Annotated in this window: 23 protein-coding genes and 1 tRNA gene; 18 read left to right on the top strand and 6 right to left on the bottom strand. The window is 67.7% G+C overall.

Annotated elements, in window-relative coordinates; translation table 11 throughout:
- Window positions 1-114 precede the first annotated feature (114 nt).
- Complete coding sequence (locus tag ACIQTU_RS01675; RefSeq protein WP_400541377.1) at window positions 115-888, bottom strand: competence/damage-inducible protein A; 774 nt, start codon at window positions 886-888, stop codon at window positions 115-117.
- Between the two features lie 141 nt (window positions 889-1,029).
- Between ACIQTU_RS01675 and map the strand changes: the two genes are divergently transcribed.
- From map to ACIQTU_RS01650, 5 genes are all read left to right on the top strand, one after another.
- Window positions 1,030-1,851 (top strand): type I methionyl aminopeptidase, encoded by an 822-nt coding sequence (gene map, locus ACIQTU_RS01670; RefSeq protein WP_400541374.1) that lies wholly within the window; start codon window positions 1,030-1,032, stop codon window positions 1,849-1,851.
- Between the two features lie 26 nt (window positions 1,852-1,877).
- On the top strand, window positions 1,878-2,609 hold the full coding sequence (gene radC, locus ACIQTU_RS01665; RefSeq protein ID WP_400541371.1) for a DNA repair protein RadC: 732 nt from the start codon (window positions 1,878-1,880) through the stop codon (window positions 2,607-2,609).
- A complete protein-coding gene (locus ACIQTU_RS01660) occupies window positions 2,606-3,130 on the top strand; it encodes a GNAT family N-acetyltransferase (RefSeq protein ID WP_400541368.1) in 525 nt (174 codons plus the stop codon). The genes radC and ACIQTU_RS01660 overlap by 4 nt, the downstream gene beginning before the upstream one ends.
- Window positions 3,131-3,196: 66 nt before the next feature.
- The gene (locus ACIQTU_RS01655; protein ID WP_400541365.1) at window positions 3,197-3,439 is read left to right on the top strand and encodes a BolA/IbaG family iron-sulfur metabolism protein; all 243 of its coding nucleotides are present in this window, start codon (window positions 3,197-3,199) and stop codon (window positions 3,437-3,439) included.
- Between the two features lie 2 nt (window positions 3,440-3,441).
- The gene (locus tag ACIQTU_RS01650; RefSeq protein WP_400541362.1) at window positions 3,442-4,359 is read left to right on the top strand and encodes an oxidoreductase; all 918 of its coding nucleotides are present in this window, start codon (window positions 3,442-3,444) and stop codon (window positions 4,357-4,359) included.
- 5 nt (window positions 4,360-4,364) lie between these two features.
- Here ACIQTU_RS01650 and cysQ read toward each other — a convergent pair whose 3' ends face one another.
- Window positions 4,365-5,150, bottom strand: coding sequence for a 3'(2'),5'-bisphosphate nucleotidase CysQ (gene cysQ / locus ACIQTU_RS01645; protein WP_400541359.1), 786 nt, complete (start codon window positions 5,148-5,150; stop codon window positions 4,365-4,367).
- 89 nt (window positions 5,151-5,239) lie between these two features.
- Here cysQ and chpT point away from each other — a divergent pair, with 89 nt between their 5' ends.
- From chpT to ACIQTU_RS01630, 3 genes are all read left to right on the top strand, one after another.
- Window positions 5,240-5,932: a histidine phosphotransferase ChpT gene (gene chpT, locus ACIQTU_RS01640; protein ID WP_400541356.1), complete on the top strand. Its 693-nt coding sequence runs from the start codon at window positions 5,240-5,242 to the stop codon at window positions 5,930-5,932.
- Between the two features lie 90 nt (window positions 5,933-6,022).
- Window positions 6,023-6,406, top strand: coding sequence for a response regulator (locus ACIQTU_RS01635; RefSeq protein ID WP_400541353.1), 384 nt, complete (start codon window positions 6,023-6,025; stop codon window positions 6,404-6,406).
- Entirely contained in the window at window positions 6,403-7,218 is an 816-nt protein-coding gene (locus ACIQTU_RS01630; RefSeq protein ID WP_400541350.1) for a CheR family methyltransferase, read from the top strand. The genes ACIQTU_RS01635 and ACIQTU_RS01630 overlap by 4 nt, the downstream gene beginning before the upstream one ends.
- Here ACIQTU_RS01630 and ACIQTU_RS01625 read toward each other — a convergent pair.
- The gene (locus tag ACIQTU_RS01625; protein ID WP_400541347.1) at window positions 7,215-8,582 is read right to left on the bottom strand and encodes a metallophosphoesterase; all 1,368 of its coding nucleotides are present in this window, start codon (window positions 8,580-8,582) and stop codon (window positions 7,215-7,217) included. The two genes, ACIQTU_RS01630 and ACIQTU_RS01625, sit on opposite strands and share 4 nt — an antisense overlap.
- Before the next feature lie 253 nt (window positions 8,583-8,835).
- Between ACIQTU_RS01625 and ACIQTU_RS01620 the strand changes: the two genes are divergently transcribed.
- The 3 genes from ACIQTU_RS01620 (at window position 8,836) to ACIQTU_RS01610 (ending at window position 14,166) form a co-directional block, all read left to right on the top strand.
- The gene (locus ACIQTU_RS01620; RefSeq protein ID WP_400541344.1) at window positions 8,836-11,091 is read left to right on the top strand and encodes a TonB-dependent receptor; all 2,256 of its coding nucleotides are present in this window, start codon (window positions 8,836-8,838) and stop codon (window positions 11,089-11,091) included.
- Window positions 11,092-11,204: 113 nt separating this feature from the next.
- A complete protein-coding gene (locus ACIQTU_RS01615) occupies window positions 11,205-13,097 on the top strand; it encodes a M20/M25/M40 family metallo-hydrolase (protein ID WP_400541341.1) in 1,893 nt (630 codons plus the stop codon).
- A 46-nt stretch (window positions 13,098-13,143) separates the two neighbouring features.
- Complete coding sequence (locus ACIQTU_RS01610; protein ID WP_400541338.1) at window positions 13,144-14,166, top strand: NAD-dependent epimerase; 1,023 nt, start codon at window positions 13,144-13,146, stop codon at window positions 14,164-14,166.
- A 273-nt stretch (window positions 14,167-14,439) separates the two neighbouring features.
- On the opposite strand, the gene ACIQTU_RS01605 is transcribed toward ACIQTU_RS01610, so the two are convergent.
- A tRNA-Ala gene (locus tag ACIQTU_RS01605) sits at window positions 14,440-14,515 on the bottom strand.
- Between the two features lie 121 nt (window positions 14,516-14,636).
- Here ACIQTU_RS01605 and ACIQTU_RS01600 point away from each other — a divergent pair.
- From ACIQTU_RS01600 to hisS, 5 genes are all read left to right on the top strand, one after another.
- Window positions 14,637-14,966, top strand: coding sequence for a YggT family protein (locus tag ACIQTU_RS01600; RefSeq protein ID WP_400541335.1), 330 nt, complete (start codon window positions 14,637-14,639; stop codon window positions 14,964-14,966).
- Window positions 14,967-15,113: 147 nt separating this feature from the next.
- The gene (locus ACIQTU_RS01595) at window positions 15,114-15,992 is read left to right on the top strand and encodes a 3-hydroxybutyryl-CoA dehydrogenase (RefSeq protein WP_400541332.1); all 879 of its coding nucleotides are present in this window, start codon (window positions 15,114-15,116) and stop codon (window positions 15,990-15,992) included.
- Window positions 15,992-16,555, top strand: a complete 564-nt coding sequence (locus tag ACIQTU_RS01590; RefSeq protein ID WP_400541329.1) for a hypothetical protein — start codon at window positions 15,992-15,994, stop codon at window positions 16,553-16,555. The genes ACIQTU_RS01595 and ACIQTU_RS01590 overlap by 1 nt, the downstream gene beginning before the upstream one ends.
- Before the next feature lie 76 nt (window positions 16,556-16,631).
- Window positions 16,632-17,867 carry a DUF418 domain-containing protein gene (locus tag ACIQTU_RS01585; protein ID WP_400541326.1) on the top strand — a complete coding sequence of 412 codons (1,236 nt, stop codon included), beginning with the start codon at window positions 16,632-16,634 and terminating at the stop codon, window positions 17,865-17,867.
- Window positions 17,868-17,922: 55 nt separating this feature from the next.
- Window positions 17,923-19,416 carry a histidine--tRNA ligase gene (gene hisS, locus ACIQTU_RS01580; RefSeq protein ID WP_400541323.1) on the top strand — a complete coding sequence of 498 codons (1,494 nt, stop codon included), beginning with the start codon at window positions 17,923-17,925 and terminating at the stop codon, window positions 19,414-19,416.
- Between the two features lie 372 nt (window positions 19,417-19,788).
- On the opposite strand, the gene ACIQTU_RS01575 is transcribed toward hisS, so the two are convergent.
- Window positions 19,789-21,927: a M13 family metallopeptidase gene (locus ACIQTU_RS01575; RefSeq protein ID WP_400541320.1), complete on the bottom strand. Its 2,139-nt coding sequence runs from the start codon at window positions 21,925-21,927 to the stop codon at window positions 19,789-19,791.
- Between the two features lie 152 nt (window positions 21,928-22,079).
- Between ACIQTU_RS01575 and ACIQTU_RS01570 the strand changes: the two genes are divergently transcribed.
- Both ACIQTU_RS01570 and ACIQTU_RS01565 read left to right on the top strand, forming a co-directional pair.
- Window positions 22,080-23,951: a cation:proton antiporter gene (locus ACIQTU_RS01570; protein ID WP_400541317.1), complete on the top strand. Its 1,872-nt coding sequence runs from the start codon at window positions 22,080-22,082 to the stop codon at window positions 23,949-23,951.
- Between the two features lie 228 nt (window positions 23,952-24,179).
- Window positions 24,180-24,839, top strand: a complete 660-nt coding sequence (locus tag ACIQTU_RS01565; protein ID WP_400541314.1) for a TetR/AcrR family transcriptional regulator — start codon at window positions 24,180-24,182, stop codon at window positions 24,837-24,839.
- A 119-nt stretch (window positions 24,840-24,958) separates the two neighbouring features.
- Here the strand turns inward: ACIQTU_RS01565 and ACIQTU_RS01560 are convergent, their stop codons facing one another.
- Window positions 24,959-26,074 (bottom strand): Rieske 2Fe-2S domain-containing protein, encoded by a 1,116-nt coding sequence (locus ACIQTU_RS01560; protein WP_400541311.1) that lies wholly within the window; start codon window positions 26,072-26,074, stop codon window positions 24,959-24,961.
- Window positions 26,075-26,147 lie beyond the last annotated feature (73 nt).

The following is a 26,147-nucleotide window of genomic DNA, read 5'->3' as shown; positions in this document are numbered from 1 at the left end:
TTCGGGGAGAAGCGCCACGCTAACAGCCACAGCGTTCGTGTCATGAAAGCGTTGCGCCCTAGACTCCTCTCGGACCGTAAATCGGCGAAACCGTGGCGACTTTGTCGCACAATTCTACACCTGAGATGATGACGTTACGGCAAGATTAATTCCCAAGTAACGCAGTTCGCGAGAAAGATCGTGTTCCGCTGCGTCAACTTCCGCCGCGCCACGCCCCCGGATCACCAGCTGGGTCCCGATCGGTCCATCGCCGCCGAACCCGAAAGGATAGCTGCCGAACGACAGGTCCGGCCGAGCCTCGGCGGCGGCCCTCAGAACATCGGCGATAGCGCTCTCGCCGACGCCTTCAACCCGGATCGTGCGAGCGTGCACCACCGCCCCCGCGCGCAGGCGCGGCGCCACATCCTGCAGCATGGCCTCCATGATCCTGGGCACGCCCGCCATGACGAAGACATTGCCGATCTGGAAACCCGGCGCATCGGTCACAGGATTGGCGATCAGACTGCCGCCTTGGGGGATGCGCGCCATGCGCCGACGCGCGGCGTTGAACTCGCCGGGCCCGTAGCGCCGCTCGAGAACGGCCAAAGCCTCGGGATGCTCAGCCACCGGCACGCCGAAAGCGGCGCCGACGGCGTCGGCGGTGATGTCGTCATGCGTCGGACCGATGCCGCCTGTGGTGAAGACGTAATCGTGGGTCCTGCGAAGAGCGTTCAGCGCGTCGACGATCTGTCCTTGCCGATCACCGACTGTCCTCGCCTCCAGCAGATCAATCCCCAAGGCCCCCAGAAAGCGGGCGATGGCGTTCAGGTTCACATCCTGGGTCCGGCCGGACAGAATCTCATCACCGATGATCAGAACGGCGGCGGTGGGGGCGACGGTTTCGGTCATGCCGCACAGATAGGCGCCACCTCTGCCCGCGTCATCGGCGCCGCCTGACGGGGTTGAGGTTTTGTGCTAGAATGATCATCTGACCCCAGAGAAAGCCCCCAGCCGCCTCCCCCTGTTCGGCGGCGCGCCCGAAAGCAGATCATGTACGAGACTCCCGACCTGGATAACGACGCCTTCGTCCGCAGCCATGAAATCCGCATCCACGACGCGGACGCCTTCGAAGGCATGCGCAAGGCCGGTCGTCTGGTCGCCGAGGCGCTGGACATGATCGGCGAGCACGTGAAGCCCGGCGTCACCACCGGCGAACTGGACGATCTGGTGCGCGAGTTCACCCTGGCGCGCGGCGGTATTCCCGCCTGCCTCGGCTACAAGGGCTACACCAGGACGATCTGCACCTCGATCAACCACGTCGTCTGCCACGGCATTCCCGGCGACAAGGTTCTGAAGGAAGGCGACATCGTCAACATCGACCACACCGTCATCGTCGACGGCTGGCATGGCGACTCGAGCCGCATGTTTCCGGTCGGCGAGATCAACGCCCGCGCCAAGAAGCTGATCGACGTCACCTATGACTCGCTGGAACTGGGTCTGGCCCAGGTCAAGCCGGGCAACACCTTCGGCGACATCGGCTACGCCATCCAGAAATTCGTCGAGGCCCAGCGCATGAGCGTGGTTCGCGATTTCTGCGGCCATGGCATCGGCCGCGTCTTCCACGACAGCCCCAACGTCCTGCACTATGGCCGCCGCGGCGAGGGCGCCGTGCTGAAGCCCGGCATGTTCTTCACCGTCGAGCCGATGGTGAACCTGGGCAAGCCGGCGGTGAAGGTGCTCTCGGACGGCTGGACTGCGGTGACCCGCGACAAGTCCCTGTCGGCCCAGTGCGAACACACCATCGGGGTGACCGAAGACGGCCTGGAAATATTCTCGGCCTCGCCGAAGGGCCTGTTCCGCCCGAAATTCTGAGCTAGTCTCCCCTCTGGGGGAGGCTGATGCTCGATCAACCGCCGGAAAAACCGAAGGCCAAGCCGCACCACGCCGGTCATCGCGAGCGCTTGCGCGAGCGTGCACGCGGCGCCGGTATCCATCACCTGCCCGACTATGAGCTGCTGGAGCTCTTCCTGTTCCGCAGCCAGCCCCAGGGCGACGTCAAACCCATCGCCAAGGCCCTGCTGGCCCGTTTCGGCTCGCTGGCCGCCGTCCTCGCGGCTTCGGTCGAGGACCTGATGACCGTCCGCGCCGAGGACTCGCGCGGTCGTTCCAGGGGCGTCGGCGCTGAAACCGCCCTGGACCTGGCCGCCCTGCACGAAGTGTCGCGCCGCGTGGCCAAGGAAGAGGCCAACAAACGCACCGTCATCTCGTCGTGGACGGCGCTGCTGGCCTATGTCCGCCTCAGCCTCCAGCATGAGCCGCGTGAGCAGTTCCGCGTCCTCTACCTCGACAAGAAGAACCAGCTGATCCTCGACGAAATCCAGAACCGGGGCACGGTCGATCACGCCCCCGTCTATCCGCGCGAGGTGGTGCGCCGGGCGCTGGAGCTGTCGGCCAGCGCCATGATCATCGTCCACAACCACCCCTCGGGCGACCCCACCCCCAGCCGAGCCGACATCGACATGACCAAACAGGTGATCGAGGCCGCGCGCTCGCTCAGCCTTCAGGTCCACGACCACCTCATCGTCGGCCGCGAAGGCGTGGCCAGCTTCAAGCAACTGGGACTGATGTGACCATCCTGACCACCGCCCGCCTGACCCTGAGCCCCGTCGCCGTCAGCGACATGGACGACCTGATCGGCCTGTGGGCCGACGATAACTTCACCCGCCACATCATGGGACGCGGCCTGTCCGAGGAAGAGGTCTGGTTCCGCTGCCTGCGCGACCTCGGCCACTGGCAGGCCAAGGGCTATGGCAACTGGTCGATCCGCGAGACGGACACGGGCGCCTATGTCGGCAGCGTCGGGGTGCTGGACTATCGCCGCGAGATGACGCCTCCCTTCGACGCGCCGGAACTGGGCTGGGGCGTGGCCCCCGCCTTTCAGGGCCAGGGCCTGGCGCACGAAGCGCTTCAGGCCGCCCTGGCCTGGACCGACGCCTATCGGCTGGAACCACGCACCGTCTGCATGATCTCCCCCGATAACGCCCCCTCGGTGAAGCTCGCCGAGCGGGTCGGCTACCGCCCCTATGCCGAGGCCGACTACAAGGACTCGCGCGTCACCCTGTTTGAACGCCCCCGCGCGGTTGCGGGCTGACAGACGGCGCATACCTCTTTAGGTTTTACAGTTCAGATCCGATCTTCCGGTTTCGAGAGTAGCTTCATGCCCATGTCCGCCGACGTCCTTCGCGCCCATCTGGTCGAGGCCTTCCCTGATGCGGACATCGCCATCGAGGACCTGGCCGGCGACGGTGACCACTATCGCGCCAAGATCGTCTCGTCGGCCTTCAAGGGGCTGCCCCGCGTGCGCCAGCACCAGTTGGTCTATGGTGCGCTGAAGGGGCAGATGGGCGGTGAACTGCATGCCCTGGCGCTGGAGACCTCGGCCCCCGTCGAGGCCGGCTGAGCATGCGCTATCGTCCGTTCGGCGGCACCGGCGCGGCGGTCTCCAACCTGACGCTCAATCTCGGGCACGAGGCTCTGGGGCGCGGACGCGCAGCCCTCAGCGAGCTGATCTTCACCGCGCTCGAGGCGGGCGTGAACAGCTACCACCTCGAGAACGCCGACCCGGTTCTGGCCGAGGTCGTCGGCGAGGCCCTGGGCCACGTCGAGCGGCGGCTGGTCTGCGTCGGCATGACTCTGGGCGTCGGCGACGGCCGCAAGAAGGGCTTCCGCGACTTCTCGGCCGAAGGTCTGAGCGGCGCCATCGACCAGGCCCTGCACGCCTCGGGTCTGGGCTGGTTCGACGTCGTCGTGCTGGACGAACCCGCCGACGATGAATTGCCCCAGGCTTCGCTGATCGTGCTGAAGGCCCAGCGCAAGGCCGGCCACGTGCGCCTGCTGGGGGTGTCGGGCGACTCCCCGGTGATGGACGTCTATGTCTCGACCGGCGCCTTCGACGTCCTCTACACCCCCTTCCACGCCAATGTGGAATGGCGCATCCGGTCGCGGATGCGAGCCGCGCGCGAACGCGACATGGCCATTTTCACCTACGACTACTTCCCCGAAAGCCTGTCGACCGAGCGCAAGGCCGCCGGCGCCGGCGTAGCCCCGAAGAAGAAGGGTCTGTTCGGCTTCGGGGCCAAGCCTGTCGAGCAGGGCCTGGTCAACGCCGGCTCCTTCGCCTTCCTGCACCAGACGCCGAACTGGAAAGCCGAGGAAATCTGCCTGGCCTTCACCCTGACCGACCCGGCGATCGCCAGCGTCATGGTTCAGGCGATCAACCCGGAACGGATGGAGGCCCTGGCCGGCGTGCCCGAGCGCGACCTGCCGCCGGGTCTCTCGGCACAGATCGAGATGGCCCGGGTCGGTTCAGCCGTCGCCTAGGCCGTTCAGCCGCCCATCGCCACGAAGGGTCCGTTGAGGAAGCCTGGCTTGCGATAGGCCAGCCGCTGACCGTCCGCGCCCAGCACACGGCCGCCGGCGGCTTCCAGCACCGCTTGCCCCGCCGCCGTGTCCCACTCGCTGGTGGGGCCGGTGCGCGGATAGGCGTCGAAACGCCCCTCGGCGATCAGGCAGAATTTCAGGGACGAATCCGTGCCCTGCCACTGGGTGCAGCCGTGCCGGGCGGCCAGACGCGCGGCCTCCTCATCGGTCATGCTGTGGCTCAGCAGGGCGATGCCCTCGGCCGGACGGTCCCGCACCTTGATCGGCCGCCAGGCCTCGCCGAAAGCGCGGCGCACGGCGCCCTTGCCCGGCGCGGCGGATGCCCAGCTCACGCTGGTCGCAGGCGCTGTCACGACGCCGGCAACGGGGGCGTCGCCGCGCATCAGGGCGATGTTGACGGTGAAGCTCTCGCGACCCTGAACAAAGCCCTTGGTGCCGTCCAGCGGGTCGATCAGCCAGAACCACTCGCCGACAGAGGTCGGGACGCCATCGGCGGCGGAGGCTTCCTCGGCCACGGCCTCGACCGCGGGCCAATGCTCGGCCAGCCGCTTCAGGATCAGGGCCTCGGCGGCGCGATCGGCTTCGGTCACAGGACTGGCGTCGGATTTGGTCTCGACCGCCGTGCCGGCCCGCCAGTAGGGCAGGATCAGACGCGCGGCCTCCTCGGCGATGTCGGCGATGGTCTCGGCGAGGGCGCCGGAAGCGAGGTCGGTCTCTAGGGCGTGCGTCATGTCCCCGCCTCGATAGCCCATGCGCCCGGTTTCAAGAACCGGCAAATCAGGTCAGCCTTAACCATTCCAGATTGCAGACCGCGCGCACGATGACCCTGACCGACCTCTCCGCCCGTTCCCCTTCGACCGACCTCGCCGCCGGCGACCTGCCCGTGGACGGCGCCGAGCTGGCGGCCTTCATCGCTGGCAAGCTGTGCCACGACTTCATCAGCCCGGCGGGCGCCATCATGTCGGGCCTCGACCTGCTGGAAGACCCGACGGCCCAGGACATGCGCGACGACGCCATGGGCCTGATCCGCCAGAGCGCCAAGAAGATGGTCGCCCACGTTCATTTCGCCCGCGTCGCCTTCGGCGCCGCCACCACCAGCGAACAGTTCGTCTCCGCCGAGTTGCGCGACCTGGTCGCCAACATGTCCGAGGGCGGCCGCGCGACCCTGGACTGGCGCATCAACGACGGCGAAACCTTCACCAAGCCTCAGGCTCGCATCCTCATCAACCTGGCCTGGATGACCCTGGGCGCCCTGCCGACCGGCGGCGTCGCCACCATCACCGCCCGGCGCGAGGACGACCGCCTGCTGCTGGTCGGCTCCGCCGAAGGCGCGCGCGCCCGGCTCAAACCCGAGGCCATGACCGGGCTGAAGGGCGAGCGTCTGACCGAAGGCTTGGCCGGCCAGTGGATCCAGCCCTACTGGCTGTGGTTGGCGGTCGATGAAACCGGCGGACGTCTGGATCTGGCTACCGACGAGGGCCGCGTCGGCCTGATCGCGCGAACCCCCGCCTGACGACCCCGCCCTCCGCCATCGTCTGTTAATGCCGGTGAACGATTATGGCGCGAAGATCGAACCGGTTTCGCGCCGCACGAGATAAAGCCCTTGGACCCCCAGACCTGTTTGATCGTCGATGACAGCCGGATCATCCGCAAGGTCGCGCGCCGAATCGTCGAAGACTTGGGGTTTGAGGTCGACGAAGCCGCCGACGGCGTCGAGGCCCTGACCTACTGCATGGGCGCCATGCCCCATGTAGTGCTGCTGGACTGGCAGATGCCGGTGATGGACGGGCTGACCTTCCTGCGTCGTCTGCGCGACCTGCCCGACGGCCGCGCGCCCAAGGTCCTGTTCTGCTCGGTCGAGACCCGCGCCGAGCGCATCGCCGAAGCCCTGTCCGCAGGAGCCGACGACTATGTTATGAAACCCTTCGACGGCGAGATCCTGCACTCCAAATTCGCCGAAGTGGGAGCTATTCAGTCGCCGTCATGACGCCCGAGGACTTCGATCGCCTTCAGACCCTGCTGGCCACGCGCGCCGGCTTCCGGCTGACCCGCGACCGGATGCATCTGGCCGAGCATCGCCTGGGGCCGGTGGCGCGCCGCGAGGGCTACCACAACGTCGAGGCCATGCTGGCGACGCTATGGAACAAGCCGGTCGCCTCGCTCGGCTGGGCGGTGATCGAGGCCCTGCTGAACGGTGAGACCTGGTTCCGCCGCGACCGCGCGGTGTTCGAGGTCTTTTCTCGCGAACTGATGCCCGCCCTGACCGCCGCCCGTCCCGGCGGCAAGGTGCGGCTCTGGTCCGCGGGCGCCTCGACCGGCCAGGAAGCCTATTCCCTGGCCATAGCCGCGCTGGAGAATAGCGCCGACGTGGAGATCGTCGCCTCCGACCTGTCGCGTCACGCGATCGAAAAAGCCCACTCCGGCCTCTACACCTCCTTCGAGATCCAGCGCGGCCTGTCGGCCCGGACCATGCTGCGCTGGTTCGAGCAGGTCGAAGATCACTGGCGCGTCCGCCCCGAGCTGCGCAGCGCGGTCAGGTTCGAACGCGCCAATCTGCTGGACGAACCGGCCGACGACGGCCAGTTCGACGTCATCTTCTGCCGCCATGTCCTCAGCGATCTGGAACCGGCGCACCGCGCCCGCGTGCTGGACCGGCTGGAGCGCCAGCTGGTGGATGACGGCTGCCTCTTCCTCGGCGTCGATGAACGCCCCGAAGGCGACAGCGTCGCCTTCCGCCCGGTCGCCGGCCGCAAGGGGCTTTACGTCAAGGTGCCTTCGGCCCTGCGCCGCGCCGCCTAGGCCTGCAGCAGCCCCGAAACCGCCACCGCCTTGACCCCGACCTCGGGCACCGGGCTGAAGACCAGATCGTTCACGCCGAAATACTCGGCCTGGTTCATCGCGCACCAATCGGTCGTCACCAGACGCACCGTCGCCCGCCCCGTCACATCGCCCGCCGCTCCATAGACGAAGTCGCCGTTGCGCTCGGCCAGCGGCATGGCCCGATCCTGATTGGCCCGCGCCATCAGGCCCGCCAGGCGGTCGACCGCAATCTCGGCGACCATCAACTTGCCGTCGAACCGCACCACGGCGTCGAAATCATAACGCGTCACCGGGCCCGCCGGCAGGCCGGTCCCCAGCGTCGTGTGGCCGATGAAGCCCGCCTCGACGCCCGCCGCCCGCGCCATGGCGGCGGCGACGGCGCGGCCCGTCTCGCCCAGCGTCAGGGCGCGCGGACTGACGCCCAGCACCGCCTTCTCTTCGGCGGTCAAGTGCGCCGCCAGGGTGGTCGCAATCAGGTCAGCCAGACGCGGCGACGGGGCGGCGTCGCGGTCCACCGCCGTCGAGACGATATCGATCCGCCCGTCCTCGAACAGGGTCGCCGTCGTATAGGCGTTGCTCCACGATCCGGTGTGGGCGTAGGCGCTGCGCCCCTGTTCGTGCTGGAACAGCAGATGGTTATGGCCGCCGATCATCAGTGCGCCGTCAGGCAGCAGGGGCAGGATGTCGCGATCCCCCGCCACCCCGGCATGGCTCATCACCAGCATCAGGTCAGCGCCGTCCAGCAGGCGCGTCAGGTGCGCCTGCGCCCAGTCGCCTGGCCTCGGGATGCTCAGCCAGTCGCGGCTGGCCTTGGGATAGGTGTTCAGGGAATCCGTGCCCGCCCCAACGATGCGCAGCGACCGTTGGCCCAGCGGCACGGTGACGGCGGCGTCGGCGTAGGGCCGCCCGGTGCGCGCATCCAGGATGTTGCTGACGACGTGGATGCCCAGGCCCCGCATCCGCGCCACCACCTCGTGCAGGTCCGGCGTCAGGTCATTGTCGTGGTTGCCCAGATTGACCACCGTCGGCGCCAGCTTCGGCAGTTCGCCCAGGAAGGCCCAGTCGATAGCCCCGCCCGAGCGCACCGACACCACGTTGCCATGCTCGAAGATATCGCCGTCGATGGCGATCAGGTGCGGCGTGTCCGATCCGGCGATCCCGGCCTCCAGCGCCGCCAGAAGCTGGCCCGTCCGCTCATAGGCCGAATGCAGGTCCGACATGGCCAGGACGCGACCGATCGCCCGCGCCTCAGAGGACGGCGCCAGCGCGCCCAGACCCGGCGCCACGGCGGCGGCGGCCATCAGTTGAAACAGACGGCGGCGAGGAAGGGGGGCGATCATCATAGGCAGGTCCCTGTCAGGCCGCGCGCAGCGCGTCGAGAGACTCCTCACCGAACCAGCGGCGCAGCCCTGTCGTTTCGCACGACATATTGCGACGCACAATGCCAAGCTGGTCGCCACTCGATCAGAAGCGTCGAGTTTTTTCACAGCGTGTCCGTGTCGCGAAAGCTTCATCGAACAGCCCTCCTCGACGCTGGAAAAAGCACAGCTGCGGACCTAGGCCCTCGCCACCAGTCTCAACGAGGATCCTCCCCCCATGTCCCGTCGTCTCGTCGCCCTCGCCGCCTCCGCCAGCGGCCTCGCCCTGCTCATCGCCGCCCCGGCCATGGCCCAGACCGCCCCCCAGGCTGAAGTCGCCGCCGAACAGGCCGTCAGCGTCGACGAGATCGTTGTCACCGCCCAGCGCCGCAGCGAGAACATCCGCGACGTGCCCTTCGCCGTCACGGCGATGAACACCGAGACCCTGACCGCCATTTCCGCGGGCGGCGCCGACATCCTGAGCCTGTCCGGCCGCGTGCCCAGCCTGCAGGTCGAAAGCTCTAACGGCCGTTACGCTCCGCGCTTCTACATCCGCGGCCTCGGCAATGTGGACTTCGACTTCACCGCCTCGCAGCCCGTCTCGATGGTGATGGACGACCTCGTGCTGGAGAGCGTCTACCTGAAGGGCTTCCCCCTGTTCGACGTGAAGCAGCTGGAAGTGCTTCGCGGCCCGCAAGGCACCCTGTTCGGCCGCAACACCCCCGCCGGCGTCATCAAGATCGACACCACCAAGCCGGGCGACGACTTCACCGGCTACGGCTCGCTGACATACGGCAACTACGGCTCGACCCGGGCTGAAGCCGCCGTGACCCTGCCGGCCTCCGACACCCTGTCGGTGCGCGTCGCCGCCCTGTGGAACCACCGCGACGACTACATCAACAACGCCTGGGACGCCCCCTTCGCGAAGAAGGACGGCAAGGACCTCGGCAATTTCGACGACATCGCGGGCCGAGTCCATGTCGCCTGGGCCCCGACCGACCGCCTGTCGACCCTGCTGACCCTGCAGGCCCGCGATTACGAGGGCACGGGCACGATGAACCGCGCCAACGTCCTGACCAAGGGCTCGAACAAGCTGAACGACAACTTCGACCGCGAGACGGTCTGGTACGACGGCGGCCGCAACAACTTCCAGAAGCAGAAGACCACCTCGCAGTCGCTGCAGGTCGCCTATGACTTCGGCCCCGCGACCCTGACCGGGGTGGTCGGCTCCTTCCAGGGCTGGAGCCAGGGCGACGGCGACATCGACGGCGGCGTGGCCTCGGCGCCCGTCGGCTCGGGCTACAAGACCCCGTTCAACGTCGAGTCCGGCACCGTCTCCAGCGACCTGCTTCAGAACACCTATGAACTGCGCCTGGCCTCGAACGGCGACGGCCGTCTGGGCTGGCAGGTCGGCGCCTTCTATTGGGACGAGCGCATCAACCTGGTGTCCGGCACCTTCAACGGCACGGGCGGTCTGATGCCGACCAAGGTCACCGACATCGTGCAGAAGTCGGACTCCTGGTCGATCTTCGGTCAGGCCAACTATCGGGTCACGGACGCCCTGAAGCTGACCGGCGGCCTGCGCTACACTGACGACAGCCGCGACTATCACGGCAAGATCGTGGTCGGCACGCCCGCCAACGCCGAGGGCCAGGTCTCGGTCGGCGACGAGAAGGTCAGCTGGGACGTCAGCGCCCTCTATGAGGTCAACGACAGCCTTAACCTGTTCGCCCGCGTGGCCAGCGGCTATCGCGGTCCGTCGATCCAGGGCCGCAACCTGCCGGTCCTGACCACGGCCGACTCCGAGACCGTCATGTCCTACGAGGCCGGCCTCAAGTCGCGCCTGTGGAACGGTCGCGCGCGCCTGAACGCCACGGCCTATCTCTATAACGTCGAGGACATGCAGTTCACGGCCATCGGCGGCATCGACAACTCCAACCGCCTGATCAACGCCGACAAGGGTCAGGGCTACGGCGTCGAGATCGACGGCGACGTCTATCTGGGCGCGGGCTTCACCCTGGCCGGCGGCGTGGCCTGGAACCACACCGAGATCAAGGACAAGGACCTGCTGGTCGCCATCTGCGGCAACCACCTGTGCACCATCACCGATCCGATCGTGAAGGTCGGCGCCAGCGACCGCGCCGCCATCGACGGCAACCCCTTCCCTCAGGCCCCGGAGTATTCGGCCAATCTGACCCTCTCCTACGTCCGCCCCATCGGCGACGCCCAGGAGCTGTTCGCCTCGACCGACTGGGTGATGCAGAAGGACTTCAACCTCTTCCTCTATGAAGCGGTCGAGTTCCGCCAGGACACCAACTTTGAAGGCGGCCTGCGCGCGGGCTGGCGAGACCTGAACCGCGGCCTGGAAGCCGCCGCCTATGTCCGCAACATCACGGACGAGGCCAACGTCATCGGCGCCATCGACTTCAACAACCTGACGGCCTTCGTCAACGAGCCGCGCATGTACGGCGTGGAGTTGACCAAGCGCTTCTAAGCCTTCACGGCTGAGGTGATCAGAGGGCGGCGATGGGGAGACCTGTCGCCGCCCTCTTGCCATCCGTCTCCAGCTTGGCCCTACTGCCTCCCGGATCGGGGAGGATCTTTCACATGCGGCTGGCCCTGCTGTTCGGAACCCTGGCGCTCGCCTTCCTGTTGGCGGTCTGGACCACCCAGGTTCCCAAGCCCCGCCCCCTCGACGCCTCCGCCGCCGCCTTCTCGGCCGCGCGCGCCATGACCGACGTCGAGGCGATCGCCCGCGCCCCGCATCCGGTCGGTTCGCCCGAGCACGCCCGCGTCCGCGCCTACCTCACCAACCGCATGACCCAGCTGGGCCTGTCGCCGCAGGAACAGGCCGGTCCCCTGTCGCCCGGCTCGATCCAGCGCCTGAAAAAGGCAGGCGGAGATCCCGACGCGGCGAACAATCAGGCCATCAATCTGATCGGCGTCCTGCCGGGCAAGGATCGCAGCCAGCCCGCCGTCATGCTGATGGCCCACTATGACACCGTGGTCGGCTCGCCCGGCGCGGCTGACGATTCCACCGGCGTCGGCGCCGTGCTGGAGGCCGTGCGCGCCATCAAGGCGCGCGGGCCGATCGAACGCGATCTGGTCGTCCTGCTGACCGACGCCGAAGAACTGAACCTGGACGGCGCCCGCATCTTCTTCGGCGGGCATCCGCTTCGTGATCACATCGGCGCCGTGGTCAACCTCGAGGCTAGAGGCGGCGGCGGCCGCGCCGCCATGTTCGAGACCGGGCGCGAAGCCGGCCCGACCGTCGACCTGTTCAGCCGCGCCGCCATGCGCGCCGACGGTGGGACCACCGCCACCTCCCTGGCCGTCTTCATGTACGAGCAGATGCCCAACGGCACCGACTTCACCATCCCCAAGGATCGCGGCGTCGGCGGCTTGAACTTCGCCTTCATCGGTCGCCCGGCCCAGTATCACTCCGCCGACTCCACCCCCGAAAATCTCGACCAAGGCGGGCTGCAACACCTCGGCTCTCAGGCGCTGGAAGCCGCCGACGCCCTGCTGCGCGCCCCCGCCCTGCCCGCCAAGGGGCCGAACACCGTCTATGCCGACGTCTTCGGCCGCCTGATACTCAGCCATTCGGCGGCCATGGGTTGGGGCCTGCTGGGTATGACCGCCCTACTCGGCGGCTTCGCCGCCTGGCGCGCCCGCCGCGCGATCGGTCTGACCCCCGCACAGGTCGGTCGCGGCCTGCTGGACGGCCTCTGGTTCCTGTCCGCCGGACTGGTGCTGGCCCAGGCCGTCCGCCTGCTGGCCGGGCCCATGTCGAGCCGCGCCGCCTCGTCCGAGACCTACTACGTCCTGCTGCGTCGCCTGCCTTGGATGGAGGCGGGCGCCGTCCTGACCATCCTGGCGCTGGCCCTGCTGTTCCTGACCGGCGCACGCCGCCAGCGACCGCGCATGGTAGCAGGAACCGTCGCCGTCCTGACCCTGCTGGTCCTGCTGATCGGCGGCTTCAGCCCCGTCATGCTCGGCGCGGGCGTCATCGCCGCGGGCCTGTCGCTGTGGCCGGTCAAGGCGCCGACCACGACCTCGACCTGGGGCGGTTGGCTGGGCCTGATCGCCCTCGTCTTCCTGCTCGGCTGCCTGGTTCAGGGCGCCGCCCCCGAGGCCGCCCTGCTGTTCGTCTGGCCGACCCTGCTGGCGGCGACGGCCGCCGCGCTCGCCGCCCTGATCAGCCCCGACCTGACCCGCCCCGCCGGCCTGATCCCCCCCGCCGTGGCCGGGGTTCTGGGCGGCGCCTGGCTGATGGGGATCGGCCATTTCGTCTTCCTCGGCATCGGCATGGACCTGCCCGGCGCCCTGGCCCTGATCGGTCTGCTGGCCCTGCTCTTCCTGCGCCCGCTCAGCCCGCCTGGCGGCGCCATCCGACCGGTGCTGATCGGCGCCGCCGCCTGCCTGATCCTGGCCTGCGGCCTCAGCCTCGCCGCCCGCTTCGCCGAGCCGACCCCCGCCGTGGCAGAGGACCTGCCGTAAACGCCGCCCGCTGGCGAAACCGCGTCCAACCGTCTATCGCAGCCTGATGTCCACTGATCCCGTTCTCGTCACCGGCTCCGCCGGCTTCATCGGCTTCCACACCGCCCGGCGGCTGCTGGAGCGCGGTGAGACGGTCATCGGCCTGGACAACCTCAACGCCTACTACGACCCGGCGCTCAAGCACGCCCGTCTTACCCAGCTTCAGGCCTACCCGGCCTATCGCCACTACACGCTCGACCTGGCCGACCGCGCCGGCGTCGCCGCCCTGTTCGCCGAGCATCAGCCGCGCCGGGTCGTCCACCTCGCCGCCCAGGCCGGGGTCCGCTACAGCCTCGAAGCGCCCGAGACCTATGTGGACTCCAACGTCGTCGGCTTCCTCAGCATCCTCGAGGGCTGCCGCGCGGTGAAGGCCGCCAACCTCGTCTTCGCCTCGACCAGCTCGGTCTTCGGCGCCAACGCCGCCCTGCCGTTTTCGGTGCGCGACCCGGCCGACCATCCGCTGACCGTCTACGCTGCGACCAAGCTGGCCAATGAGGCCATGGCCCATTCCTACGCCCACCTGTTCGGCTTCCCGGCCACAGGTCTGCGCTTCTTCACCGTCTATGGACCGTGGGGCCGCCCGGACATGGCCCTGTTCAAATTCACCCGCGCCATCCTCAGGGACGAGCCCATCGACGTGTACGGCGAGGGGAAGATGAGCCGCGACTTCACCTACGTCGACGACATCGTCACCGGCGTGGTCGCCGCCCTGGACCGCCCCGCCGCCATCGACCCGACCTGGGACGCCACCGCCCCCAACCCGGCCACCAGCGGCGTCGCCCCCTGGCGCATCCTCAATCTGGGCGCCGGCCGCCCGGTCGCCCTGATGCGTTACATCGAGTTGCTGGAGGAAAAGCTGGGCCGCAAGGCCAAGCTCAACCTTATGCCCATGCAGGACGGCGACGTGGCCAATACCGAGGCCGATGTGACTGACACCCTCAAAGCCCTCGACTACGCCCCCTCGACCCCCGTCGAAGACGGCGTCGGCCATTTCGTCGACTGGTACTGCAACTTCTACCGCGAGAACTAAGCGCGCGGGGCGGCGCGTCGCACCACATCCGTTTTCAATCGAAGCGCCGATGATAGGGTGAGCGCATGCGCGACCTACAGACCCTGGCGACGCGAAGCCTCAAGGCCCTGGCCGTCCTCACCACCTGCATCACCCTGTCGGGTTGTTATTCCTGCTCGCTCAACGGCGGCTGGGAGGGACAGATGAACCCGTTCTGCGTCGAGAAGGACTCGCTGATCGGCCCCCTCGCATTGCCGAACAGCGTCGCGACGCCGTCCCCCGGTGGGCCTGCCCTGGTGGAGCCGAGGGGAATCGAACCCCTGACCTCGTCATTGCGAACGACGCGCTCTACCAACTGAGCTACGGCCCCGACCGACAGGCAGGGATCGAGATAAGCGGCGCGTCGAGGGGGTGTCAACGGGTCGCGGAGGAAACCTTGGCGTTCGGCGGCCGCACCGCTAGAAGCGAACAGGTTTCACAGGAATTCGCTCATGGGCATCGGCGCCGGCGTCATCGGCTTCATCTTCTTTCTGATCGGTGCGCTGCTGCAGTTGCTGCTGTTCGCCATCATCGCCAATGCGATCCTGAGCTGGCTGTTCGCCTTCGACGTCATCAACTACCGCAACCGTTTCGTGGCCCAGGTCGCCGACTTCCTGGACCGGTTCACCGGGCCGGTGCTGGCGCCGCTGCGGCGCTTCATCCCGCCGCTGGGCGGCATGGACCTGACGCCGATCGTGGCCCTGCTGATCATCCAGGGCGTGCAGGGCTATCTGCTGCCGCCGCTGCACGTGGCGGCGCTGGGACTGGTCGGCGCCTACTGAGGTCTTCGGGCGTTCGCCGGGAGCGTTGAGGCGCGGACACGGCCGTCAGGAATCTTAATCGCGCCTCATTCCGCCCCTTGCGCGCGGCGGGCGGGCTCCTAAGGTGCCCGCGATTGGTCCCTGCGGGACCGCAGATTGCGCGTATTTATGACCACGATCAGGACAGTCGCCATTATCGGCGCCGGGCAAATGGGTTCGGGCATCGCTCAGACGGTGGCCGCCGGCGGCTATGAGGTGCGGCTCTACGACCTGTCGGCCGAGCGCATTCCCCTGGCCCAGGGCGAGATCGCGGCCAGCCTGGCGCGTCGGGCCGCACGCGGCCTGATGACCCCCGCCGAGGCCGACGCCGCCCTGGCGCGCATCCAGCCCGTCGCCTCCCTGGCCGAGGCGGCCCAGGCCGATCTGGTCATCGAAGCGGCGTCCGAGGACGAAGCGGTCAAGAAATCGGTCTTTGTCGACCTGCTGCCTCACCTGCGCCCAGACACCCTGCTGGCGTCCAACACCTCATCCATTTCGATCACGCGCCTGGCCTCGGTCAGCGACCGGCCTGACCGCTTCATCGGCCTGCACTTCATGAAGCCGGCGCCGGTGATGAAGCTGGTCGAGATCGTGCGCGGCATCGCCACCTCGGCCGCCACATACGAGGCCGCCGTCGCCTTCGCCGAGAGCCTGGGCAAGATCACCACCGAGTCCGAGGACTTCCCCGCCTTCATCGTCAACCGCATCCTGGTGCCGATGATGAACGAGGCCATCTATGTCCTGTATGAGGGCGTCGGCAACGTCACCTCGATCGACAAGGCGCTGAAGCTGGGCGCCAACCACCCGATGGGACCGCTGGAGCTGGCCGACTTCATGGGTCTGGACGTCGTCCTGGCCATCATGAACGTGCTGTACGACGGTCTGGCCGACAGCAAGTACCGCCCCTGCCCTCTGCTGGTGAAATATGTCGAGGCCGGATGGCTGGGCAAGAAGAGCGGTCGTGGCTTCTACGACTATTCCGGCGCCACGCCGGTCCCGACTCGCTGATGCTGCGTCTCGACCGGATCGAGGACCTGCCGGGCCTCAAGCGCGTCGCCCCGCGGCAGTCGACGCAAAGGTTCGTGCTGGCGGCCCTGGCCGCCGCCGCCTGGCCGCCGCTGATCCTGACGCTGATCGTCTGGCCGCCGGAAAACTGGGCCTCGGGCGTGGATACCGACTGGCGGCTGGTCCTGCTGGTTTTGGGCCTGATCGCCGCGCCGGTCGGTCTGTGGCTGCTGCGCCAGACCCATGCCCGGATGGGCCGTCCCTCGACGCGCCTGGGCGTGGTCTGCCGCTTCATGGTCTTCGGCGGGCTTCTGGCCGCCGCGGTCCAGATCCTGATCGCCTTGGTCATGTCCCTGCTGTCGGTCATCGCCTCTCAGAGCCTGGTTCAGGGCCTCGGCGCGCTGGAGACCACCCTGCTGATCTTCGGCGTCGCCGGCCTGCCGCTGGCGGTGCTTGTGGGCGTCAGCTACGCCCTGTGGGCTGGTCTGTGCGTGGCCTTCATCGCCTTTGCGCCTGCCCCCGTGGTCAAGAATCGCATGGGTTTGATGCCCAACGGCCAGCACTGACATTACCGCAATTTAAGGTGTCCCCGCCGCCTGCAGCCCGCAAGAGCGCTCTGCTCACTTGGGGAGGGCCGACGCCATGACCGACCAGACCATCCTCGCGGAGGTGCCTCGGCCCGTAGCCGCCGGCGCCCGCATCCAGACCCTGGACGTGCTGCGCGGGGTCGCCGTGCTTGGCATCCTCGCCGTCAACGCCGCCGCCTTCGCCCTGCCCATGAATGCGGCGATGGCGCCGGAGCAGTCGCCCTTCCCCCTGGTCGGCGCCTCAGCCGTCGCCCACTGGGTGGTCGAGGTCTTCTTCCACCAGAAGTTCGTCACCCTGTTTTCCATGCTGTTCGGCGTGTCGATCTTTCTGGTCGGCGGCGAACGCGGGGACGAGGCGCGCGGGCGGGTGCTGCGTCGCCGCCTGATGTGGCTGGCGCTGTTCGGCCTGATCCACGGCCTGGCCTTCTGGTACGGCGACATCCTGCTGCTCTACGCCTGGTCCGGCCTGTTCGTGATGCTGATGCGTTCCATGCAGGCCCGTTCGCTGATCCTGTTCGGGCTCGGCGCCACCCTGGCCCTGGCCACCATGCAGGCCGCCACCATGTGGCTGACGGTCAACGGTCCCGCCGCCCTGGTCGAGACGATGAGCGACGAGTCCATGAACCTGGCCGAAGGCGCCGTGTCGGCCAGCATCGCCGCCTATCGCAGCGGCTGGCCTGCCGGTCTGATCGAGAACCTCAAGGCTTGGGGCATCCTGCAGAGCGCCAGCCTGTTCGGCTACGTCTTCGCCACCATCCCGCTGATGATGCTGGGCATGGGCCTGTTCAAGGCCGGCTTTTTCCACGGCCGCATGTCCACCCGTCTTTATCTGGTCCTGATCGCGGTCGGCGGCGGCGTCCTGGCCCTGCTGGGCGTGCTGGAGTGGCGCGAGATCATGGCTGGCCCCGGCGTCGAGGCCACGGACGGCTGGGCCGAGGTCGTCGCCTCCTATCCCGTCTTCGTCACCCTGGCCTACGCCAGCGGCCTGATCCTGCTGACCTCGCGTGGCGTCGGCTGGGTACGCCGGATCTTCGCCCCTGTCGGGCAAATGGCCTTCACCAACTACCTGACCCAGACCCTGATCATGACTACGCTCTTCTACATGCCGTGGGGGCCGCGCCTGATGGGACAGGTCGACTATCCCGACCAATGGACCATCGTCGTCGCCGTCTGGGTCCTGCAACTGATCTGGTCGCCGCTGTGGCTGAGCCGCTTCCGCATGGGGCCGCTGGAGTGGCTATGGCGCCGCCTCAGCTATGGCCGCGACCTGCCGTTGCGCCGTCAGGCCTGACCGTTCCGCCCGACGGCAAGTTGCAGCCGGTCCGCCGATGGCTTAATCGCCCGGCATGACCGACGAAGCCCCCATCCGCCCCGAAGCCCGCGCCCCCCGGGGCTTTGCCGACCGTCGCGGCCGCGACCTCACCGCCGAGCGCCGCATCGTGGCGCGCGTGTCCGAGGTCTATGAGCGCTGGGGCTTCGAGCCGCTGGAGACCCCGGCGTTTGAATACGCCGACGCCCTGGGCAAGTTCCTGCCCGACGCCGACCGTCCCAACGAGGGCGTCTTCGCCATGCAGGACGACGCCGGTTCGGACGAGCCGGGCGAATGGATGGCCCTGCGCTATGACCACACCGCCCCTCTGGCCCGCTTCGCCGCCCAGAATTGGGAGACCCTGCCCAAGCCTTTCCGTCGCTATGCCTATGGTCCGGTCTGGCGCAATGAGAAGCCCGGCCCCGGCCGCTTCCGCGAGTTCTGGCAGTGCGACGCCGACACCGTCGGCTCGGACCGACCCGAGGCCGACGCCGAGATCATCGCCATGGGCTGCGAGGGCCTGCGTGCCGCCGGTCTCGGCGACGGCCAGTCGGTCATCCGCGTCTCCAACCGCAAGCTGTTCGACGGCCTGTTCGACGCCGGCGGCGTGACCGACGCGGTCCAGCGCCTGACCGCGCTGCGCGCCGTCGACAAATACGACCGCCTGGGTCTGGAGGGCGTGCGCGCCCTGCTGGGCGAGGGGCGTCTCGATGAGTCCGGCGACTACACCAAGGGCGCCCGTCTGCCCGCCGCCGTCATCGGCGCGGTCGAAGCCTTCCTCGTCTCGGCCGAGACCCCGGGCCTCAGCCGCGCGGGCGTGCTGGATGCGGTGGCCAAGACTGGCGCCTCACTAGGCGCCGCGGGCGAAGCCGCCCTGGCTGAGCTGTCGGCCATCGACCGCGCCCTGACCGCCATGCGCGTCGGCGAGGCCGAGGTGAAGTTCGACCCGACCATCGTGCGTGGTCTGGAATACTACACTGGCGCCGTGTTCGAGGCGGAGCTGCTGCTGGACACCAAGGATGACAAGGGCCGGGCCGTGCGCTTCGGCTCCATCGGCGGCGGCGGCCGCTATGACGATCTGGTGGCGCGCTTCACCGGCCAGTCGGTTCCGGCCACCGGCTTCTCCTTCGGCGTCTCGCGTCTGGCCTCGGCCCTGCGCGCCGCCGGTCGCGGCGCCGACGACGCTACGCGCGGCCCGGTCGTGGTCATCGTCTTCTCCGAAGATGACATGCAGCACTACCTCGACGCCGTCTCCGAACTGCGCGCCGCGGGGATCGCCGCCGAGCTCTACCTCGGTCGCGCCGGCATGAAGGCCCAGATGAAGTACGCCGACCGTCGCGGCTCCCCCGCCGTGGTCATCCTTGGCGGCGACGAACTGGCCGCTGGCGAAGTCACCATCAAGGACCTGGACGCCGGACGCGCCCGCGCCGCCGCCATCGCCGACAACGAGGCCTGGAAGGCCGAGCGCCCGGGACAGCAGAAGGTCGCCCGCAGCGAACTGGTCGCAACCGTCCGCGCCATTATCGAATAGGCTTCGAGTAAATCCACGCCCTCGACATGGGTTATCGATGTTTAGTCATAAATGGCTGCTTTTTGACGTTTGCATTGATTGACTTGGCCCCCGGCTTCGCGTCATTTGGTCTCACTCAAGAGGCGCAGCGATCAAACGCAGCGACAACTTGAAGGCGTTTCGGGGAGGAAACGTCCGCTCCTTAGAGAGCGATAAAGCCCGCTGCGATGTATCCCCCGCAGCGGGCTTTTTCATGCCTGAAATCCGAAAGCTCCGCCCTCGGACGACCTTCAGCAAGAAGGTTATCGAAGAAGCTTCGACAAATACCTGTCGTCCATGAAAAAGGGCCGGAGCGTCGCCGCCCCGGCCCTCTTCATTTGTCAGGCGTCGCGCTTACCAGATGCGGACGCGGTCTTCCGGAGCGAGGTAGTACTTCGAGCCCGGCTTGACGCCGAAGGCCTCGTACCAGGCGTCGACGTTGCGCACCGGGCCGATCACGCGGAACTCGGCCGGGCTGTGCGGATCGGTGGCGATCTGCTGCTTCAGCGCCTCTTCGCGGTACTTCGACTGCCAGACCTGGGCCCAGCCGTAGAAGAAGCGCTGGTCGCCGGTCGTGCCGTCGATCACCGGCGCCGGCTGGCCGTTCAGCGACAGGTGATAGGCCTCCAGACCCACCGCCGTGCCGGCGGCGTCGCCGATGTTTTCGCCCATGGTCAGACCGCCCTGGACCGGGTGGCCCGGCAGAGGTTCGAACTGGTCGTACTGGGCGCCCAGGCGGGTGGTCAGGGCCTGGAAGTTGGCCTTGTCCGCATCGGTCCACCAGTTGCGCAGCACGCCGTCGCCGTCGGACTTGGAGCCCTGGTCGTCGAAACCGTGGCCGATCTCGTGACCGATGACGCCGCCGATGCCTCCGTAGTTGACGGCCGGATCGGCGTTCGGATCGAAGAAGGGCGGCTGCAGGATGGCGGCCGGGAAGACGATCTCGTTATTGGCGGAGTTGTAGTAGGCGTTGACCGTTTGCGGCGTCATTCCCCACTCGGCCTTGTCGACCGGCTGGTTCAGGCGGTTCAGCTGATAGTTCCACTGGAACTGGCCCAGACGCTGGCTGTTGCCGAACAGGTCGTCGGCGCGGACCTCCAGGGCGGAATAGTCGCGCCACTTGTCGGGATAGCCGATCTTGACGGTGAACTTGCGCAGCTTCTCCTGCGCCGCCGCCTTGGTCTCCGCGCCCATCCAGGTCAGGTTGTCGATGCGGTGCGACAGGGCGATGCGAAGGTTGGCGACCAGCTCTTCCATCTTGGCCTTGGACTCGGCCGGGAAGTACTCGGCGACGTACAGGCGACCGGCGGCTTCGCCCAGCGAGCCCTCGGCGAAGCTAATGGCGCGCTTCTCGCGAGTGCGCTGCTCGGGCTGACCCGACAGGTCGCGCGAACGGAACTCCCACTGAGCGTCCGAAAAACGCTTCGACAGGGTCGAGGCGGCGTCATCGGTCGTGTGGAAGGCCTGCCAGGCCTGCAGGGTGTCGATCGGCGCCTCGGCGAAGATCGCGGCGATCTTGGGCATGGCCGTGTTCTGGCGCACGATCAGGCGGTCGATCGAGCCCAGGCCGGCGGCGTTGAAATAGCCGGTCCAGTCAAAGCCGGGCGCCTCGGCGGCCAGGGTCTGGATGGTGTATTCGTTATAGGTCTTGTCGCGGTTGCGATTTTCGATCGGGGTCCAGTGAGCCTCGGCGATCTTGGTCTCCAGGGCGACGATCGCTGCGGCGTGGCCAGCCGGATCGGCCCAGCCGATGTTGGTCAACATCCGCTCGATATAGGCCTGGTACTTCTCTTTCTTGTCCGCGAAGCGGGCGTCCAGATAGTAGTCGCGGTTCGGCAGGCCGATGCCCGACTGGCCCGTCGTGACGGCGTAGCGGGTCGGCTGCTTCTGATCGATGGTGATGCCGGTGCCGAAGAAGGAAGAACCGACGCGGCCCTGGGTCTGACCCATGTAGGCGGCGATCTTTTCGTGCGTGTCGGCCGCGCGGATGGCGGCCAGGAAGGGCTGCAGCGGCTGGGCGTCCAGCGCCTCGATGCGCGCCTCGTCCATATAGCTGCGATAGGCGTCGGCCACCTTGGCTTCGTCAGAGCCCGGCGTCAGATCGGTGCGCGCGGCCAGGCCCTGAACCAGGGCCTTCATGCGGTTGTCCGACAGTTCGCGCAGCAGGGCGAAGGAGCCATAGGACGTACGGTCAGACGGGATCTCCAGCTTGTCGAAGGCCGCGCCGTTGGCGTAGCGGAAGAAGCTGTCGCCCGGCGACACCGAGGTGTCCCGACCCGACAGGTCGAAGCCCCAGGTTCCGTACTTGGGAGCATCGGTACCCGACCAGCCGGCCGTCGCCGCACCGCCCTCAGGCGCCGCGACGCCGTGGAACAATTCCATGACGGTGCAGGTTTCATCGACGCAGGCGTGGTCGTGACCATCTTGTGCGGCCGCGATGCTCGCGGGCAACAACAGGGCGCCAACGGCGGCCCCGATCAGCAATTTCTTCATAAGCATTCCCTCGACTGACCCGTGCTCAGGTTCGGCGCGGACCCTAATCCCGCCGTGAGCGCCGAAGCGTCTTAAAAAAAGTTCATGAAAGACGCGAGCGCTATCGCCAGAACGTGATCGTCTGCATCACAGTGCGGCGCTAGGGAGGATCGATGGGCGAAGGACATAGCGGCGAGTATCGGGATCTGGTGGTCTTTCTGGCCGCGGCGGGGGTCGTCGTTCCCCTGTTCAACCGCCTCAGGATCAGCCCCGTCCTCGGCTTTCTGGCCGCGGGCGTGCTGCTGGGGCCCGACGGCCTGGGCCGGTTCGCCCAAACGCATGGCTGGCTCAGCTGGCTGACCATCGGCGACCAGGCCCAGATCCGTCAGCTTTCGGAACTGGGCGTCGCCTTCCTGTTGTTCATGATCGGGCTGGAGCTGTCGTGGGAACGGCTGAAGGCCATGCGGCGGCTGGTCTTCGGCCTGGGGATGCTGCAGGTCGCGGTCTGCACTCTCGCCATCGCCGTCGTCTTCATGGCCCTGGGCCAGCCTCTGGCCGGGGCCGCTGTTCTGGGCATGGGCCTGGCCCTGTCCTCAACCGCCGTCGTCATGCCGGTGCTGGCGGCCCAGGGGCGGATCAATAGCGAAACGGGCCGCGCCACCTTCGCCGTCCTTCTGGCTCAGGACGTGGCCGTCGCCCCCATCCTCATCACTGTCACTGTCCTGGCGACCCTGGCCCAGGCGAGCGGAGCCGGCGGCGGCGTCGAGCCCGCCGCCCTCGGCCGCGCCCTGTTCACCCTGGTTCCGGCGGCGGGCGGCCTGTTCCTGATGGTGCTGCTGGGGCGACTGGTGCTGCGCCCCATGTTCCGCTCGGTCGCGCGCGCCCAGCATCGCGGCGAGGGCCGCGAACTGTTCGTCGCCGCCTGCCTCCTGGTCGTGGTCGTTTCCGGCCTGACCGCCCAGGCGGTCGGCCTGTCGATGAGCCTGGGGGCCCTGGTCGCCGGCGTCCTGCTGGCCGAGACCGAGTTCCGACGCGAAGTCGAAGTGGCGATCGATCCCTTCAAGGGCCTGCTGCTCGGCGTCTTCTTCATCGGCGTCGGCATCGGCCTGGATGTGGACGCCGTCGCCGCCGATCCAGTGACGGTGCTGGGTCTGGCCGGCGGCCTGATCCTGCTGAAGGCCCTCATTATCTTCATCCTGGCCCGCGCCTGGGGTTTGGCGGCGCGGTCGGCCATAGAGGCCGCCCTCGTGCTGGGCCCTGCGGGCGAGTTCGCCTTCGTCGTCCTGACGACCGGCATGGTCGAGGGGCTGGCGTCGCCCGATCTGACCCGCAAGGCCATGCTAGCCGCCACCCTCAGCATGTTCGCCGTGCCCGTCCTGGCGGTGCTGGCGCGCGTGCTGACAAAGCGCGCCACCCTTCCAGCGGAGGTCGAACCCAAAGGCCTGTCGCCCGACACCGCAGTCCTGTCGCCAGACGGCGCCGTTCTGGTCGTCGGGTTCGGCCGGGTCGGGCGTCTGGTCGGCGAACTGCTGGCCGAGCACGATCAGCGCTTCATCGCCCTGGACGCTGACCCCGTCTCGGTCCGCGCGGGCCGCGCCGAGGGCTTCGAAGTCTATTACGGCGACGCCGCCCGGCCCGAGATGCTGACCGCCTGCGGTCTGGAATCAGCCCGCGCCCTGATCGTCACCATGGATAGCCCGACCAAAGTCGATGAGGTGGTGAAGGCCGCCCGCGCCTTGCGGCCCGACCTGATCCTGATCGCCCGCGCGCGCGACGATCATCACGCGGCGCGTCTTTACGCCCTGGGCGTCACCGACGCCGTGCCCGAGACCACCGAGGCCAGTCTGCAGTTGGCCGAAAACACCCTGGTCGACCTCGGCGTGCCCATGGGGCTTGTGCTGGCCTCGATCCACGAGCGTCGCGACGGGTTTCGCAAGGCTTTTCAGGCGGCGGCGCCGGACGGTCGCGGCGCCCGACCCGCACGTGCCTTCCGCACCGCGCGTCAGGTTGCTCAGCCTTCACCGCCACGGCCAGAAAGTACGTAGAAACCCCTAGCTTTATTGACCTTACGGCCAAGGTTAAGCAAGATTCGAGACTGGATCATGACCCATTTTGGTCAATGTTCGGTGATGAAAGTTCGCCTCCCCCCACGGGACGTCCGCTGTCGTCTTATCGTGGTCCACGCCGAGGCGGCGTCGGATCCGATCTGACGCAACTAGCGTCCTTCACGACCGGCGGGCGTTAAGCCCTTCCCGAGCCAGAGTATTTACCTGATGCGTGAGACTACAACGTCCGCCCCCGAGACTGTCGAAACCGAGGGCCAACCCCGTCTGAACCGTCGTCAGGCGGCCAAGATCCGCACCCGCCAGAAGGTGCTGGACGCTGCGCGCGCCCTGTTCGCCGAGCGTGGCTACGACGCGGCCACCATCCGCGACATCGCCAAGGGCGCCGGAATGTCGACGGGCGCGGTCTTCGCCAACTTCCAGGACAAGGCGGAACTCTTCGAGTGCGTCTTCGCCGAGGAAATGGCTGGCCTGCTGCAAGACATCCAGACCGCCGCCGGCCATGAAGGTCGTGTCGCCGAGCGTCTGGCCGAGGGCCTGACCGCCGGCTACCACCGCTCGCTGGAGCACCTGCCGCTGATGCAGGCGATGATCGCCCGCTCGTGGTTCCAGCCCGAAGCCGCCGATGTGCGTTCGCGCACCTTCGTCAAGCCGATCGTGGAAGCCATCATCGCCGTCCTGCAAGGCGGCATCCGCGAAGGCGAACTGCGTCAGGACCTGGACCAGCTTCTGATGGCCCGCATGATCTGGGACGTCTTCATCGCCAACTTCCGCTACGCCGCCTACGACCAGTGGGGCATCGAGGAACTGACGCCGCACATCCGCAAGCAGCTGGACCTGATCCTGTCCAGCCAGCTGTCGCGTCAATAAGCGGCGGGGGCCGACGCCGCCCCTTCTCACCAAAAACAAAAAGGCCTCTCCCCGGCGCGGGGAGAGGCCTTTTTCTTGGCCTCAGACTCGGAACCGGTTGACCCTGGCCAGCCCTGCGATCAGCTCTTCCAGCGCAGAACCACTTCCTTGATCGGGTTGACGAAGGCGCGGTCCTCAGCGCGGCTCCTGGTCCATTCGCGCTTGAGCTGCTGGTACCACTTGGCCTGCTTGTCGGCGTCGTCGATCCAGATCAGGGCCGGGTCGTACTTCAGCCCTTCGTTCTGCAGGTTCACCATGCCGCCGTCCTGTTTCAGGAAGGCGACCACGCCCATACGCAAGAAGGGCTTGGCGATGGCGAACACCCAGTGGTCGGACCAGAAGATCTGGGTGATGCGGGTCTTGTTTTCCGTCACCGGCGTCAGGCAGGTCAGGGCCAGCACCTGTTTGGCGCCCACCTGGATATGTTCCCAGCGATAGCCCGGCAGACGGAAGGTGATCTCGGTCGCCGGCGCCCCGCCCAGGACCTTGTAGAGACGGCTGTTCGACGAGGGAGCGTGGCGCACCATGGCCCAGCCATAGTCGCGCGGCGCAAAGGTCTTGGCCTTCTCGTGCATCGAGTGTTCGGAACGCCACCACCATTGCTGGTGGACGAAGGGACCGTGGGCCGGGTCCATCAGGCCGATGACGGCGTGGTCGATATGGCTGTCGAAATCCATGGCCTCGACCAGCTTGGCCTCACCCTCGGCGCCGGGGAAGAGCGGCGGCTCGTGGTCCGGTTCCGACGGGGTCCGCGCGTCCGACGCCATCCAGACGAAGACCAGACCCTGGCTCTCGCGCACCGGATAGGACCGCACCTTGATACGGTTCGCCTCGAAGGCCTGATCCTCGACCAGGGAGGGAATAGCGGCGCAGACGCCGTCGGGACGGAAACGCCAGCCGTGATAGGGACATTCAATCGTCTCGCCCTCGCCCGGCTTGTCCACCAGACGCCCGGCCGACAGGGGCGCGGCGCGGTGCGGACAGATGTCGCGCATGGCGTAGACCTCGCCCGCGCGCGTCCGACCGATCAGCACCGGCTCGTCCATCACCTCGTAGCGCTTCAGGCTGGCCACCGGCACGTCGCGCGCCAGGGCGACGAAATACCAGGCGTCGCGCACGAAGCCCTTGCCGAAGGCGGTCGGCGGAGCCTTGGCCTCGGGAGCGGTCGAAGAGGAAGGAGCAGCGTCAGCAGTCATGGCCGCTATCTAGCAGCAGGGACCGCCGCCCGTCCAAAGCCCATTCCCTTCTGCAACCGATGAATTAATCTGG

The sequence above is a fragment of the Brevundimonas sp. NPDC090276 genome, from assembly GCF_044772165.1.
Taxonomy (GTDB): Bacteria; Pseudomonadota; Alphaproteobacteria; order Caulobacterales; family Caulobacteraceae; genus Brevundimonas.
This window is presented reverse-complemented; position numbering and strand designations above follow the sequence as displayed.